At 36.7% G+C, this 15,779-nt stretch carries 15 protein-coding genes and 1 tRNA gene; 2 read left to right on the top strand and 14 right to left on the bottom strand.

Annotation, left to right across the window (positions count from 1 at the left end; translation table 11 throughout):
* Positions 1–29: 29 nt before the first annotated feature.
* The 5 genes from A5849_RS12380 to A5849_RS12360 form a co-directional block, all read right to left on the bottom strand.
* Positions 30–1,661, bottom strand: a complete 1,632-nt coding sequence (locus A5849_RS12380) for a SulP family inorganic anion transporter (RefSeq protein ID WP_086310136.1) — start codon at positions 1,659–1,661, stop codon at positions 30–32.
* A gap of 120 nt (positions 1,662–1,781) precedes the next feature.
* Positions 1,782–2,141, bottom strand: a complete 360-nt coding sequence (locus tag A5849_RS12375; RefSeq protein ID WP_002310256.1) for a DUF1304 domain-containing protein — start codon at positions 2,139–2,141, stop codon at positions 1,782–1,784.
* Between the two features lie 156 nt (positions 2,142–2,297).
* Positions 2,298–2,371: transfer RNA gene (locus A5849_RS12370), tRNA-Arg, on the bottom strand.
* A gap of 313 nt (positions 2,372–2,684) precedes the next feature.
* Positions 2,685–3,368, bottom strand: a complete 684-nt coding sequence (locus A5849_RS12365) for an O-methyltransferase (RefSeq protein WP_002310254.1) — start codon at positions 3,366–3,368, stop codon at positions 2,685–2,687.
* 127 nt (positions 3,369–3,495) lie between these two features.
* Complete coding sequence (locus tag A5849_RS12360) at positions 3,496–4,014, bottom strand: signal peptidase I (RefSeq protein WP_002292363.1); 519 nt, start codon at positions 4,012–4,014, stop codon at positions 3,496–3,498.
* Positions 4,015–4,254: 240 nt separating this feature from the next.
* Here A5849_RS12360 and A5849_RS12350 point away from each other — a divergent pair, with 240 nt between their 5' ends.
* Positions 4,255–6,099, top strand: a complete 1,845-nt coding sequence (locus tag A5849_RS12350) for a hypothetical protein (protein ID WP_002314222.1) — start codon at positions 4,255–4,257, stop codon at positions 6,097–6,099.
* 46 nt (positions 6,100–6,145) lie between these two features.
* On the opposite strand, the gene A5849_RS12345 is transcribed toward A5849_RS12350, so the two are convergent.
* From A5849_RS12345 to A5849_RS12305, 9 genes are all read right to left on the bottom strand, one after another.
* Positions 6,146–7,150 carry a lipoate--protein ligase gene (locus A5849_RS12345; protein ID WP_002310251.1) on the bottom strand — a complete coding sequence of 335 codons (1,005 nt, stop codon included), beginning with the start codon at positions 7,148–7,150 and terminating at the stop codon, positions 6,146–6,148.
* A 10-nt stretch (positions 7,151–7,160) separates the two neighbouring features.
* A complete protein-coding gene (locus tag A5849_RS12340; protein ID WP_025477114.1) occupies positions 7,161–7,901 on the bottom strand; it encodes an MBL fold metallo-hydrolase in 741 nt (246 codons plus the stop codon).
* A gap of 69 nt (positions 7,902–7,970) precedes the next feature.
* Positions 7,971–8,774, bottom strand: a complete 804-nt coding sequence (locus A5849_RS12335; RefSeq protein ID WP_002310249.1) for a DUF975 family protein — start codon at positions 8,772–8,774, stop codon at positions 7,971–7,973.
* Positions 8,774–9,856 carry a M42 family metallopeptidase gene (locus A5849_RS12330; RefSeq protein WP_002310248.1) on the bottom strand — a complete coding sequence of 361 codons (1,083 nt, stop codon included), beginning with the start codon at positions 9,854–9,856 and terminating at the stop codon, positions 8,774–8,776. Before A5849_RS12330 ends, A5849_RS12335 begins: the two co-directional genes overlap by 1 nt.
* A gap of 141 nt (positions 9,857–9,997) precedes the next feature.
* Positions 9,998–11,263: a D-alanyl-lipoteichoic acid biosynthesis protein DltD gene (gene dltD, locus A5849_RS12325; protein ID WP_086310135.1), complete on the bottom strand. Its 1,266-nt coding sequence runs from the start codon at positions 11,261–11,263 to the stop codon at positions 9,998–10,000.
* 2 nt (positions 11,264–11,265) lie between these two features.
* Positions 11,266–11,499, bottom strand: a complete 234-nt coding sequence (dltC, locus tag A5849_RS12320; protein WP_002292356.1) for a D-alanine--poly(phosphoribitol) ligase subunit DltC — start codon at positions 11,497–11,499, stop codon at positions 11,266–11,268.
* Positions 11,500–11,543: 44 nt separating this feature from the next.
* Complete coding sequence (dltB, locus tag A5849_RS12315; RefSeq protein ID WP_086310134.1) at positions 11,544–12,749, bottom strand: D-alanyl-lipoteichoic acid biosynthesis protein DltB; 1,206 nt, start codon at positions 12,747–12,749, stop codon at positions 11,544–11,546.
* A complete protein-coding gene (gene dltA, locus A5849_RS12310) occupies positions 12,746–14,260 on the bottom strand; it encodes a D-alanine--poly(phosphoribitol) ligase subunit DltA (RefSeq protein WP_002310244.1) in 1,515 nt (504 codons plus the stop codon). Before dltA ends, dltB begins: the two co-directional genes overlap by 4 nt.
* 10 nt (positions 14,261–14,270) lie before the next feature.
* Positions 14,271–14,420, bottom strand: a complete 150-nt coding sequence (locus A5849_RS12305) for a teichoic acid D-Ala incorporation-associated protein DltX (RefSeq protein ID WP_002292353.1) — start codon at positions 14,418–14,420, stop codon at positions 14,271–14,273.
* A gap of 267 nt (positions 14,421–14,687) precedes the next feature.
* On the opposite strand from A5849_RS12305, the gene A5849_RS12300 reads away from it, so the two are divergent.
* On the top strand, positions 14,688–15,647 hold the full coding sequence (locus A5849_RS12300) for an IS30 family transposase (RefSeq protein WP_002301399.1): 960 nt from the start codon (positions 14,688–14,690) through the stop codon (positions 15,645–15,647).
* Positions 15,648–15,779 lie beyond the last annotated feature (132 nt).

The following is a 15,779-nucleotide window of genomic DNA, read 5'->3' as shown; positions in this document are numbered from 1 at the left end:
TACAGTCTTGTCTGTTCTTTTTCATTGTTTTAATGGCTCATTGCAGTATATTTCGCATGCAATGCTGTCAACGCATGGGCAACTGTTTGATGTTGATGTGTGGATGTATATTCCCATAAGTGAGAAAGTTGTTTTTCTACTTCCGGCTGCAAGGAAGTATAGATAATCGTTTGTCCTCTCTGTTCTGCTTTTTCTTGAAATTCATCAAAAATTGCGCGTGCCGTCAAATCAATACTTGGTACGCCACGCATGGAGAAGATGACACCGTCGTGATGGTTTAGTTCTTCCAATTTATTTTTTAGTTTCTCTGAAGACATGAAAAACAGCGGACCGCTAATGTACACTACTGTCCAATTATTCAGCTTTTCCGTTTCTGGCAGCCCTATTCTTTGCCAATCGATTGTTTCTAATGAAATCGTGATAGCCGCACTTTTTACAACAAAAAATACACAACCGCCGATAATCCCAATTACAATAGCAATACTTAAATCAAAGATCACTGTACAAATCATTGTAAGAACAAACAATAGAATAGCTGACCAATATTTATGAACAAATAGCTCCTTAATCGTTCTCCATTCATTCATACGCCAAGCCGTCACGATCAAAACACCTGCAAGTGCCGGCATCGGAATCTGTGACATCACTGGCGCAAAAACAAGCATGGAAAGCAACAAGACAACTGCATGGATCATGCCAGCTAATCTGGTTTGTGCGCCAGATTTGATGGCCACACTTGTACGAGCAATGGCTGCAGTAGCAGGAATCCCGCCAAAAAAAGGAAGCAATAGATTTCCCACCCCTTGTGCCACTAATTCTTGGTTACTGTCTAATGATTTATTTGCCATTCGACCAGCAGAAGCACCACATAATAAGCTCTCAATCATCCCTAACAGAGCAATGCTAATAGCCGGAACTGCTACTTGTTGCAAGGCAGAAAAGCTAAAATCTCCCAAGCCCAAGCGATTACTGCTGATCAATGTTTGTGGGATGTTACCAACAGTGTCTACTGGTAAATGACACAGTAGCGTAACTACTGTTGCTAAAATGATGGCTAACAGCGAACTAGGCATTCGTTTCGACCATTTTTTCGGATAGATGAACATCCCTAAAATGACTAGTCCTCCCATAATCAAAGATGCTATGTTTATTGGAAAACCTAGTGTTTGATAACTACTTAGCTTTTCAATAACATTTGTACCTTCCGAATGAACACCAAATAAATTATCGATCTGACCTAATGCAATAATAATAGCAATACCTGAAGTAAATCCTGTGATTACGGGTGCTGGGATAAAAGAAGTTAGTGTTCCTAATCGGAAAAGCCCTGCTACAAGTAAAAATAGACCAGCCAAAAAAGTAGCAAGCAACACACCTTGCATTCCCTTTGTTGCCGCAATAGACATTAGAATAGCTGCCATTGCGCCTGTCGGACCTGATATTTGATAAAAACCGCCTGATAAACCGCCAATAACGAGACCGGCAATGATAGCCGTAATCAAACCTGCGGACGCATCGGCTCCGCTTGATACCCCAAAAGCCAAGGCTAAAGGCAATGCTACAGCAGCTACTGTGATTCCAGCCAAAAGATCTTTCTGAAATCTTGAAAGATCATAACCTGAAAATTCTTTTTTTAGTGATAAAACATAATTTTTGAACACCTATCTAACTCCTTTTCATGAAATTTTCTAAAATACCATTCATTAGAATAGCATATTTCATGAGATAAAGTAATATTTTTCACAAAGTTTCTTGTCCAATAAATCCTTGTTTTTCTACATTTAGAAGAAAATAGAAAGCAAGGCCAGCAGAGCTAACCCACCTTGTTTTAGTAAAATCCAACGATCGCTAGTCAGACTTCCATACAATGCAACAATAAAAATTGATAGCAACAGCATACTTGTAATTTCTTTAGGTGCGGAAGAAAGGTAAGCTCCGTAAAGTAGTCCAACTCCTAATAGTCCATTGTATACTCCTTGATTCTTAAATAATGTTTGAACAGATTTTCTGCTTAATTCTTCTTTATTCATTTTAAAAACTCTGCTTGTCGTATCGGAATCAGTTCTTACTGTTTCGATGTACATGATATAAAAAAATTCGATGGCCACTAGAGTGACTAAAAATTTTGATAACATTGACATATTTGCTTCCTCTTTCTGATGGATTTTATTTTTACTTCCTATAATTGTACTAGATAAAGATGTTTTTTTTATTTTATTTGCCTTTGAAAACAAACAATATTGGCACAAAAAACAAAGAAAAACCGTTAGAAACTGAGGTTTCTACCGGTTTTTTAGCGTCACAGGAGGGATTCGAACCCCCGACCGTCCGCTTAGAAGGCGGATGCTCTATCCAGCTGAGCTACTATGACAGGAATCAGCGGAACATCAATAATTATAGATAATTAAATTGCTTCTGTCAATACGAAATAGTTATTTAATTAGCAAATAGCCAATTATTTTAATTCAACTACCAAATCAATCCTTTGAAAAGACACATTCGATTCCATCTATTCTAAGGTTATCAGTCGAAAACAGGAGTTGCACTGTCTTCATGCTTACTCCTGTTTATTTCAATCTATTCACTATTTCCTTCAGTTGTTTTACAAATACAGTCTCTTTCACATCAAATTTAGATGGATTCCTTGATATAATCAATCACTTACTGATTGTCATAATCATGTATCACAAATCGATTTCTTCTGATTCTTTTGTCATTAAGATTACACCATCGCCTAATGGTAAGATGGTCGATGTCAAATCAGGATGGTTCATCACGACACGAAGGAATTCATTTAATTTACGATGGATAGCTCGTTTGCCACGAGGAATCTCTTCATCAGGGAGCAAGATCGTCCCTCCTTGGAAAATATCATCTACCATCAAAACGCCACCTTTTCGTAACAAACGCAAACATTCAGGTAAAAATTCAATATATTTTGATTTTGCACTATCCATAAAAATAAAGTCATATGGACCAGACAACTCAGGCAAAATATCTGCGGCTTGCCCTTCAAGCAAGGTTACTTTATCTGTCAATCCTAGACGTTCATAGTTTTTTTTCGCTTTCTCGATCATGACATCGAAACGATCAATGGTCGTAACATGAGCGTTTTCTCCGATTGTTGTCGCCATGACACTTGATGAAAAACCGATAGCTGCACCGATCTCTAAGATTCGTTCAGGCTGAATTTGTCCAAGTAAAAATTTCAAAAATACAACTGTTTCGTGGGGAATAACCGGTACTTCTGCTACATGAGCTTCTTCTTCCAATTTGCCTAGCTCACCCGGTAATTTTTTTTGCTGGGTACGCATAAAGTCCAATAGTTCTTCTTTGACTACAGGACGATGCATCATTTCATTGCGCATACTACTCCTCCTCTTTACACATTATACGAACAACTAGCTAAATCTACAAGCTGTATTAGTGTTTTCCGTATCACTCGTTCAGAAGAGTAGTGGTATCTCTTGAATATATTTGTCTTTTTCAACATTCTCACAAAAATTTCTGTGTTCGTCTCCGCTTCTTCTTCAACTCTACAAAAGTATTCCAAGCTGTGATTCCTGTTAAGCAAAAAGCAATCGTAAAGAATAACCCCTGGATCCATGCAAATGCTGTTTTTGAAAGGACCAGACCAATATATGGAATCTGGAAGATTGGACTACCGATAATATTTCTCTTTTTTACTACTCCAGGCTCGATATAAGTCCGTGTGTCAGCTTTTGTATAAAAGTCGTTGTAGTTGTTTTCAATGGCTATTACGCGACGTGTCGAGATTTTTTTACCTGAATTTTCATAATATGTAATAATATCTCCGACTAAAATCTCATCTGTATTTTTTGGTCGTACATATATCAGATTTCCTTGTGCATAATATGGGTTCATTTCTCTATCCTCAATAATGTAAGGAGTCAATCCAAAAATTCGGGGAACCAAGACGACGAGAAGAATAAGTATTAAAAATATAATCAGTGTTACAGAACTAACAAAAGTTATTTTTTTATAATCAGGCATCGTTTTCAGCTCCTTTCTTTCTTCAATCCTTCTTAATCATATAATAACGATATCTTATACACATCTAGATGTGTATAAGAGACAGTCTTTATCTAGTACAATTATAGGAAGTAAAAATAAAATCCATCAGAAAGAGGAAGCAAATATGTCAATGTTATCAAAATTTTTAGTCACTCTAGTGGCCCTGTCTCTTATACACATCTAGATGTGTATAAGAAAGTGTTAGAAAGGAATACCTTTATGGCTTTTTTTAATAACATATATAATAAAAAAGAATCTTTCTATATGCGCATAAAATGGAGCATAATAATTATATTATCAGTGTTATTTTTAGCAGGGATTGCTTATTTCTTCTATTTTATCTTCTCTCCTGCTAATAGTAATCAAATGAAAGAAATAAAAGATTCATGGGTTTTCTATTCAAAAGATGATCCTGATTTTAAGTTTGACAGCAAGTACACTCGTACGATTCCTACCGTAGACAAAGACGAAACATTTATTATGGAAACGACACTTGAGAAACCGTTGAACGAAGCAAATTTACTAATCAAAGGAAATCATCAATGGATTACTGTGTATCTAAACGGAAACATTTTATACCAACGGGAAGATTACGACGCAGAAAGCAACCCTGGACTATCACTGGCTGTGATAGATTTACCATCAGATTACATCGGAAAAAAATTGATGATCTCTGTCTCATCTCCTTATCAGAACTACGCTGGGTTACCGCCGAAAGTCTATCTGGGTACAACTGGTCCGTTAATCGGTTTTATCTATTCTCAATCAGTACCACAAGTATTAACGATGATCATTGCAGTTTTCATTGCTATTGGGACGTTTATCTATACTATCTACTTGATGTACAAACAAAAACGGCTTGAATACTCGCTGATTATCTTAAGCTGCTTTGCTTTGGCATTAGGATTTGAAGCTGTTTCAGAAGATATTTTAAGTGGCATCCTTTTTGAACCATTCGTTCACTCTTTTTTATCTCATTTATTTATTATCCTAACCTCGTCTTTCATTATCTGCTATTATTGGAGCCGGATGATTTATTATAAAAAATGGTATGGGATTTTTTGTATAATCCAGCTTTCGATCTTTTCTGGTGTTCTGCTTTATGCAGCTTTTACTTCTGCTGAACTTCCTGAATTGATGCCAATTGCTAATATAGCTAGTGTTATCAGTACTCTAGTCACTTCGCTTACCTGCATTGGTGAAGCATATAAGAACAATCGTTTTTATGTAGTTTGTACACCTTGGATCGTCTTGGTTGCCATTATCCACTGCTTGATTTATATCCAAACAGCACTAGGTATTTATCAAACGACGATCAATTGGTCTACGATTTTATTCATTATTATTTTGATTGTTATTATCAGTTACAATCTGATTGACCACATTCTGAACACAGATAAAGACCGAAGACAAGTAGATTTCTTAAAAATCAAAAACGATTTGCTGGAACAGCATTATGAGCAACTGCGACAGCATATCCAAGAAGTAAATACGCTTCGTTTAGAATTTGTTCAGGAAATGGAAAATCTGCAAGACTTAATGCATACGGATCAAGTAAAAGCAAAAAAATATGTGGAAACAATCTTGGAAGAAGCAAAAAATTTTGAAATGCTGTGTTCTTTTTGCAATCATCAGATGACAAATCTGATTTTCGCGCGCTATCAACAGTTAGCTGATAAACGGAATATCCAGATCATCTTCGAAGCAGAACTTCCGGAGGAGCTTCCTATCAAAGATGATGATCTAGCCCAGCTTTTGATTCATGCCCTAGAGCATTCCTTTAGAGAAACTCATGCCATCGAAAATCCGCTGTATCGAAAAATTCATTTGTCGATATATGAGCAAGAGAATCATTTCGTCATTTGTTGCGAACATAGTGCACATTATGATACGAATATATTTAGTCGAGGTATCACAGAAGAATTAGATGATCAGGAACGCTTTGATTTGATGATGATGAAAGATGTGGCAGATCGTTACACTGGAACACTAACGCAGGAAAAAGATACATTGATTGATCGGATCACTGTTCAGCTTTCCCGAAATTACTCGAATTCTATATAAAAAAGCAGTGGAATCCAATACATAAGGATTCCGCTGCTTTTTGTTTTTAATAAAGTAAGGTAAGTAATTCTTCTGATTCTATCGCACCAAAATATTTTTTCACATCAATTTGGTCAACTATTTTTGATAGAGATTCTTTATCATATTTCTGTCCCACCAATTTTTTTTCGACATCAGAGATATCTCCTAGTCCGAAGAAATCACCAAAGATTTTTGCTTCTTTAATCATTCCTTCTGATACATTCAAGTGGACTTCGATCGAACCGATAGAGAAACGTTTTTGACGAGAGAAATTGAAATCTGGGGACTTTCCGTAATTCCAATCCCAATTTCGGTAATATTCTTCAGAGATTCGATTGATTTTTTTCCAATCTTCGTCGGTCAATTCGTATGTTTTTACTTCCTCTACTGATTCTACACCAAAAATTTTCAACAAGATTTCTTGACGAAATTCTTCCGTTGTCATTTTTTGTTTTTCTTCGGGAAGAAACGGTTTGATATTCGTCACACGAGAACGGATCGATTTGATTCCTTTTGATTCGATTTTGTCTTTTTTTACTTTTAATGCATTGACTACTTCATTGATATCAGAGTCGAACATGATCGTTCCATGAGCAAACATCCGGCCGTTGGTAGCATACATCGCATTACCGGAAAATTTCATACCATCAATGACTAAATCATTTCGGCCTTTCAACTCAGCCCCGGCAACACCCAATTCATGAAGTGCTTGGATGATTGGTTGTGTTACTTTCGCAAAATCACGGAAGGAATCACCATCATCAGGCATAATAAAACTAAAGTTCAAGTTCCCAAAATCATGGTAGACAGCTCCGCCTCCACTTAGACGGCGGACCACATGAATACCATGTTCTTCCACATAATCTCGATTGATTTCTTCAATCGTGTTCTGATTCCTACCGATGATGATTGAAGGTTCATTGATATAAAAGAGCAAAATGGGTTCATCTAATGGCATTTCTTGCAACAAGTATTGTTCAATTGCTAAATTGATTCTTGGGTCGTGGTTTTCATTTGGTACAAAAATCATGTTCTTCCTCCTAAATGTCAAACACTTTGTCAACTGCAGCAAGCTCTACATCTATCCCTTTACCTGCTGCTTTTTGCGCTTCATTTTTCAATTGTTCTAAGTCGCCAAACTGAGGTAGATGGGTAAGTACAAGTTTCTTTACGTTAGCTGATTTCGCCAGTTCTCCAGCTTCTTTTGAAGTGAAATGTGCATGATGATGTTCATTTCCTTCAAATAGATAGGTATCTGCTAGAAACAAATCAGCCTCTTTCGCAAAATCAGCGAAACTTTCCAAATAACCTGAATCTCCTGTAAATACGAATACTTTCCCCGTTGCTTCTTCTACGATTCGCATGGCGTAACATACTACTGGATGGATTGTTTCCATAAAAGTAATCAGAAAAGGACCAATTTTTAATTCTTCGGCTTCAAAATAAGGATGTCCTTTTGAGACATTCGCCATCGTCAATTCTTCAAAGTGGACAGAATCTTTTGTGTGCCCGTAAATTGAAAGCAATGTCTCCGGATCTCTCTTGGGATGAAGTTGCCAGTAATACTGTAATACACCAAGGTCAGCAATATGATCATGATGATAATGGCTAAGGATCACAGCATCCAAATCAAGTGGATCAAGATGTTCTTGTAATTTGATGAGCGTAGCACTACCTGCATCAATCAACAAGTTGAAACCGTCAGATTGAAGTAAATAACCTGTTGTCCCTTGATTTTTATAAGGATACGCCCCTAAGCAGCCTAAAACAGTTAATTTCATCATATATTCCCCCTCAAAGATTTATCCTACCACAAAAGTTATTTTTCTAATGAATAAACTGCTTACAGATCAAGCAAAATAGGCTTCTGGACCACCTTTTTCAATCCGTGCTTGTTCATAAAATTCTGCAACTGATACATTAACATAAACGATGACCCACAAAAGACCGATGAATAAAGCGATTGCCCCTAACAAATACCAGCCGATAAAAGATAGTTGCAACAAAATATACGTACCGATTCTATCTTTCAATAAGAACCAGCCATATTTTAAGCATTGTACGACCGACAAATCAGGATAGTCGAACTTCGTCCATGCAGCAAATTGGAACAATCCGCCAACGATGCTCATGATAAGTGCTGAAACAAAAATCATCCCTACCGTTGATAAAACAAAGCTGATATCAAGAAAATCTCCTGGCATGACATCCGTAGGTACCGTACTTGAATTGAAAAGCAACTGCGTATAAGCACTCACTCCGCTGATTAAAAACATGGGCAGAAAGATCAAACTGTTGAGCAACCAGTTGATGATTGAATTAATCAAATTGATGACAAGTATCGAACCAAAATATTTTTTTTGAAAAACTGAAAATAGAAGATTGCTTTTTGGTCTGCCACCTCGTACAACTACTAACGCAATATAAAACAATGCATAGTTGAATGCGAATAAAAGCAAATTATCGACTAGAAAACTCAATAGGTTTTGCTGCATGCTTTCTTCCGTAAAAGGACTGAAACCGTCAAAAAAATTCTGTATGACGCTCGTGAACAATATGGATAAGAAAACAAGCCAAGCATTGATTCCCCATTGATTCTCCAAAGAAGCTCGCGCTTTTTTTCGATATTCAGAAATAGGCATTTTATTATTCATTATTCATAACTCCGGATTTTTTCAACTGTTTCACTATCAAGTCGTTTCACTAACTCAGTAACTAGCTTCACTGTATTCAAATAATCATCTTCATGGATCACTGATGTGTGGGAATGCAAATAACGAACAGGAACAGTAATGGCTACAGAAGGAACGCCGTCTCTTGTCAAATGCATTTGTCCTGCATCCGTTCCACCGCCAGAGATCACTGTATATTGGAATGGAATAGCCATTTCCTCTGCTACATCGATAACGAAATTCAATAATTTTTTGTGCGGAATCATCGATGCATCAAAAATCAAAATCTGTGGACCTTTTCCTAAAACCGAATCTGCTTCTTTTGGTGTCATTCCTGGAGTATCACCTGCTGTACCAGTATCTAAAGCAAAAGCAATATCCGGATTTACAAGGTGCGTGCTTGTTCGAGCGCCTCGCAAGCCCACTTCTTCTTGCACATCGCTTCCTGCAAATAAAACATTTGGATGTGCTTCTTTAGATAGATTCTCCAATACTCGCAAAGAAACAGCTGTCCCTATCCGATTATCCCATGCTTTTGCCAGCAAATACTTACTGCCGTTCATTCGTTTATATTCAATATATGGGGTGACCATATCTCCCGGACGTATGCCCCACTCTTTGGCTTCTTCTTGGTTTGATGCACCGATATCAATAAACATATCTTTGATTTCATATGGTTTATTTCTTACTTGAGGTGTTAAAACATGCGGTGGTTTTGAACCAATTACTCCGTGAATGATTTTTCCTTCTCGTGTTTTGATTTCAACTTGCTGAGCAAGCATCACTTGTCCCCACCAGCCTCCAAGTGTTTGGAATTCCAAGAAGCCTTTTTCGGTTATTTTTGTTACCATAAAACCAACTTCGTCCATATGACCAGAAATAAAGACTTTTGGTCCTCCGCCAGCGCCATGCTTAGCAATCACACTGCCTAATCCGTCATAAAAAATATCATCAGCGAATGGTTTAGCATATTCTCTGAATACTTCTCTTACCTCTTCTTCATTCCCAGGTACTCCTTTTGCAGAAGTCAAATCAATTAGTAGCTGTTCTTCTTTTGTATCCAAATGTTTTCCCCCATTTCTATATTCATATTGTGATTATACCATTGCTTTTGTTTTTTGTTCAGGCTAACTTGGTATTTTTACTGTTTATTTCAGAATATTCTAAAATAAATAAAACAGGCAGATATCCTCCACCTGTTTTATTTATTTTAATCGTAGTTTATCTGGTACTTGTTGTTGCCAAGCTTTGCTGAAAAAAGCATCATCGAGATGGTACCTACTAGGAAGCTGGTTTTCTTCTAAGAACGGTCTAATCTGTTGATCTGCGGCTAGCCAGCCTTTCCACCCTAAATGGATCGTATCTTCCATAAAATAATTGGTACCAGCTTGATTGACAAAATCAGCTATTCGATTGAATCCTTGGCTATTTAATTGAAATTTGATTTTTTTGGCAAATCCTTGTAGCATTTCTTGAGATAGTCCGGTATAATCGCTCCATTTCTCGTTAACCGGTGGAATGATAAACAACACTTCATTATGATTTTTTGCTAATTGATCCAAGATTAGCTGAAAATCAGAAAATTCTGGTGAAAAACGATAATCCCAATCTTTTTGTGACTGTTTGAGTTCTGGCTCGTGGGATCGGATACGATGTGTGTAAAAATCGTTTTTCAAACCAAATGGATTATTTGTCGTTTCTTGTTTTCCAATCTTATCTGCCAAAATGGATAATTCTGTTTCTTGATAGTGGTCTGGTAATCGTTTTGATTCATGATCGATTTTTTGCTGACGATCTTTCAAACCGATATCACTGAATATCTCATCCTCACGCTTCAACATGTTCCATTGGCTGTGCAACTGATCCAAAGATTCAGGTAAAGGTAACTTTCCTTCTTTAATCGTTTGTAGAATTTCTGTCAGCGTATCGTTCTCTTTTACTTTTGAAAAAGTTAATAGTCTTCTAGCTAAATAGCGATCAGCTGATGTGACTTTTTTCAATGAGAACAACCAATCATAGGTCTGAAGTTCAGAATAGTAAGTGTTGAAATAATCTGTTTTTACACCATCTTTTACAAACCATTGAGGCGAGATAATAAACACCACTTTTTTGTTTTTCAAATCATCCCCTGCAGATCGCATCATCATATATTGACTTAATGATTGTGTTCCCGGCGCTCCTAGCAAGAAAGGACGATAACCTCTATCATATTTTTCAGCCAAAACAGACGGATGGAATGGACTGATCCTGCTTAATTCACTCGACCCAAAAAAGGGGATATATTGTTTTTCAGACAAAGCTTTATTTTTTATTGCATCGCCCTTTAGTACATTTGCTGACATAGATGAAGACGCTCGCTTGATTACTTCCGGGTTATCAATATTTACTCGATAGGAAGAAGTGAAAAATAGGGCAAGCAGACCAAAAGCGAGAACAACAGGTCCAAAAATAGCAAAGAGTTTCTTTTCCATACTCAACCCTTCAATGCAGTTGCTTGTTGAATGATTTTATTCGGTGTGCGCCAATCCTCCCGCTCGAATTCAGAGACTGGGACTTGGATATCCAACTCTCCGTCTAGCTCGACTAATAATTGCACAGATGCTAAAGAATCAAGCAAACCTTCATCAAATAGATCAATATCACGATTTTTTCTTACTTCATCTGTTCCTGTTATTTCTTCTAAGATTGATAAAATTTGTTCTTCCATTTTCCTTTTCTCCTTTGTTATATAAATTAATATGTCACTATTCGTTAGCTAAAAAAAAGTTTATCTAAAAATCCTGAAAAAATCAGGAAGCTGAAACATACCGCTTGAAATGTCAAAAATACGGCTACGCCATGCGTAAATTTGTTAGAAGGTAACTGATCTTTATGCTTCTTCTTAAATCGGATCCATGCATCTGTCAGACAGATCAGACAAGCATGATACAGACCGTATACGATGTAGTACCACGTCAATCCATGCCAGACACCCATTAGAAGAAACAAAGCGAAATATCCAATATTTGACATTACGATCTTGCTTTTAAAGATTTTTTTCTTCATCATGAAGAACATCAACCGCATATACACGTAATCGCGGAACCAAAAAGACAAGGTCATATGCCATCGGTTCCAGAACTCTTTGATATTCCATGATAAAAATGGTTTATTGAAATTGATTGGCGTCTGATACCCCATCATGTAGCTTGTACCGACTGCAAACAAACTGTAACCTGCAAAATCAAAAAATAAATACATGCTATACACGTACATGTAACCCACTAACGCCCATGAAATCCCACCATGCTGTAATGCGATGCGCCCTACTACAGGGAGCAGTACTTGACCAAAATAATAACCGATAATGAACTTATATAAAAAACCGACAAAAATATTTTGGACGCCTTTTCCCAAGAGATCAACATATTTATCACGAACAGGTGGATGGAGCTGATCCTTTTCAAATCTCCTATAACGATCGATGGGTCCAGAAGATATTGTCGGGAAAAACAGCAGAAACTGGATATAACGAAATGGGTTATATACTTTGATCATGCCATCTCTTATTTCCATGATCATTTGCACAGACTTAAAGGTTAAATAAGAGATTCCTAAAAAACCAAGCAGCGATGCTTTTCCATGTTCAAAAAAAGGAGTCACTTTCGTTAAAAACAGTGGAATTATTGCTAAAATAACGGCGGCGTAAAACCATCCTGTTTGATTTTTCCTTTGCCGGTGAACAAAATAGCCCCATACAAGGATTGTCTGCCAAAAAACATACCCTATCAGCGCCGTTCCCTGCTCCCAATAAGTACCTCCAAAGCTGACAAATAAAAAGAAAAGTGTCACCACTGATTGATAAATTGGTAATCTTTTTTTCCATATCAATAAAGATAGAACGATTGGTATAAGCGCAATGGCTAAAAGAAAAAAATAAAACGGCTCTGCGTAAGGGATCATATGAGGAAACATCATTCAGGATTCACCTCAGCTGTTAATTTTTTTCGATCAATTTTTCCATTTACTGTCTGAGGCAGCAGATTGACATAATGGAACTTCTGAGGAATCATATACTCCATCACAACTTGCAGTAATTGTTCTTTGATCGATTTGGTCAGTTGAAAATCCGGTTGTTTCGTTATGTTTTCTAATACGATGAAAGCAACAAGCTGCTGCACTTTTGTTCCTTGATATTTTGGTACGACAACGGCTTGTTTGATCCGGGAGTCTTGCAACAGATAATGTTCGATATCCCCTAACTCGATCCGGTAACCATGCAATTTGACCTGCTGATCCATACGGCCTTCATAAAATAAAAGCCCATCTTCATCCAACCTTCCTGCATCCCCTGTATGGTAACTTGCTAAGTCATTTTGACAAAAGAACGCAGCTGCTGTTTTTTCTGGATTGTTCAGGTAACCTTTTGATACGCTTGGTCCTGCAATAATGATTTCGCCAGTTTCTCCTTTTGAAACAAGTTTGTCTTCTTGGACAATAGAAACTTTGGTGTCTTTTTTTACATAGCCGATTGGTAGTCGGTCGTATTTATCTAGTATGTGCTGATCAATCTGGATACTTGAAATAGCCACAGTTGCTTCTGTTGGGCCGTAAGTATTATATATCCGTGCATTTGGGAATCGATCAAGTAGTGTTTCTGCAGTTTTTTTTGTCAATTCTTCTCCGCAAAATAAAAACATGTCCAATTCTGGTACATTTTCTCCATTGAAGGTAGGCTCCATCAAGCAAATATCCATAAAAGATGGAGTAGAAACCCAAATATTCAACTTCAAGTTAGGCAATGTCGCGAATAATTGACGAAAATCTTGAATAACTGCTTTATTTAACGGCTTCAGCATTCCACCAGAAACTAATGCAGGATAAATAGAAAATACCGATAAATCAAAAGAAAATGGCGCTTGAGCTAAGAAATGCATCCCAGGCTTGATCCCAAAGTCTTCCATCGTCCATTGAACAAAGCTGACTAGATTATCATGACTGATTTGTACGCCTTTTGGTTCTCCAGTAGTACCAGAGGTAAAAATAATATAAAAATTTTCTGTGCCTTTTACGCTATTTTTGGGATAAAATTCTACTGGTATCTTCTCGATTTCTTGAAATTCTTCTTTTGTTACGACAGGAACAGAAGGAATATCTTCTATCCAATTCCCAATACTGATGACCATAGATGGTTTAGCCACCCGAAAGATCGACAGGATACGTTCTTTGGGTGTATGTTCTTCAATTGGCAAATAAGCATGACCAGATTTGACAATTCCTAGAAATGCGACAATCATCTCAAATTCTAAATTACCAAAAACGACGATTGGTCCATCCCCTTCTACCTTTTCTTCTAAATAATAAGCAAGTGCGTCTGATGCTTGTTTCAATTCTCCAAAAGTATGCATCTCATCCGCCTGATAAGCAATTCGATCAGGTTCGCTTATTCCCCAATCATCGATTGCTTCAATAATCGTTTTGATTTCCATACTCTTCCTCCTAAAATTCGTTATAGATAAATGTTCCTCCTTGAATATTTTTATAGTGATACAGGTAGATTAGGAACAGCAGTACCGCACTATAAAAAATTGTTCGAATGATGAATTTTCCCCAATAATTCAATTTTGGATTAGACCACCATTTGTTCATTGAATTCCCTCCTCATATAACCTCACACAAAGTGTAACGAATTTTGACAAAAAGAAACATGTGTCTAGCTTACAGAAACCGTTTTTTTACTAACAGTTTTGTCACATAGCTTTTATAAAAATAGCACATCAAAACACTGCTTTTTTCTTTATAATTTCTAGTAATTTTAAAAAACGCCGATTGTAAAATTAAGCTAGACAACTAAAAAAGTCATTTGTGCTACACTCAAAATAGTTCCGACCAAAGAATTATAAGGAGTGAGTACAAATGACCTATACCCATCTTACAACGGATGAACTTGTAATAATAGAGTCTTATTTCAAAATGAATCAATCTGTTGCTAAAACTGCCCATTGCTTGAATCGTTCAAGACAAACGATCCATAAAGTATATCTGTTCTTCAAGCAAGGAAAATCAGCCTTAGAATATTATCAACAGTATAAGAAAAACAAATCAAACTGTGGTAGACGTCCGCTTGTTTTACCCGAGGAACAATCAGAATATATTCAAAGAAAGGTTGTTCAAGGATGGACACCCGATGTGATTGTTGGTCGTGCAGCGTTTCCTATTAGTTGTTCTGCTCGTACCATTTATCGTATGTTCAAAAAGGGGCTATTTGATTCTTCTGACTTACCGATGAAAGGCAAGCGTAAACCGAATGGACATCAAGAAAGACGTGGAAAACAAACTTTCCGCCGCTCTATTCATGAACGTGAAAAGGATTATAGCCAATTCTCAAATGAGTTTGGTCACCTTGAAGGTGACACTATCGTAGGTCTGAAACATAAAAGTGCTGTAATTACCTTAGTTGAACGATTATCAAAAGTTATCATCACATTGAAACCGTGTGGTAGACAAGCGATTGATATTGAAAAAAAATTAAATCAATGGTTTGAATCTGTACCGAAAAACCTATTCAAATCCATCACTTTTGATTGTGGAAAGGAATTTTCAAATTGGAAACAGATCAGTAATGTCAATGATATTGCCATTTATTTCGCTGATCCAGGAACGCCGTCTCAAAGAGGCCTAAACGAGAATTCTAACGGATTGTTACGTAGAGATGGTTTATTGAAATCTATGGATTTCAATTCAGTAGATGAATTTTTTATTCAATCTGTCGCATCTAAACGAAATAATATTCCTAGAAAATCACTGGATTATCGAACACCTTTGGAAGTATTTTTGAGTTACGTAAGTATTGATGATCTGTCTAACTTAATTTGACAATTAAGAAAATATAAAAAATAAAGAGGTTGTGACAAAAACGTGTCACAACCTCTTATTCCAAATAAATGGTGTTTAAAAGCTTGCATCTGCGGTAATAAGTCCAGCCAAATCAAAAACATGAGAAACTAT

This window comes from Enterococcus sp. 10F3_DIV0382, assembly GCF_002140245.1.
GTDB classification, from domain to species: Bacteria; Bacillota; Bacilli; order Lactobacillales; family Enterococcaceae; genus Enterococcus_B; species Enterococcus_B lactis.
The sequence above is the reverse complement of the archived record's forward strand: the minus strand, read 5'-3'. Positions and strand labels throughout refer to the sequence as shown.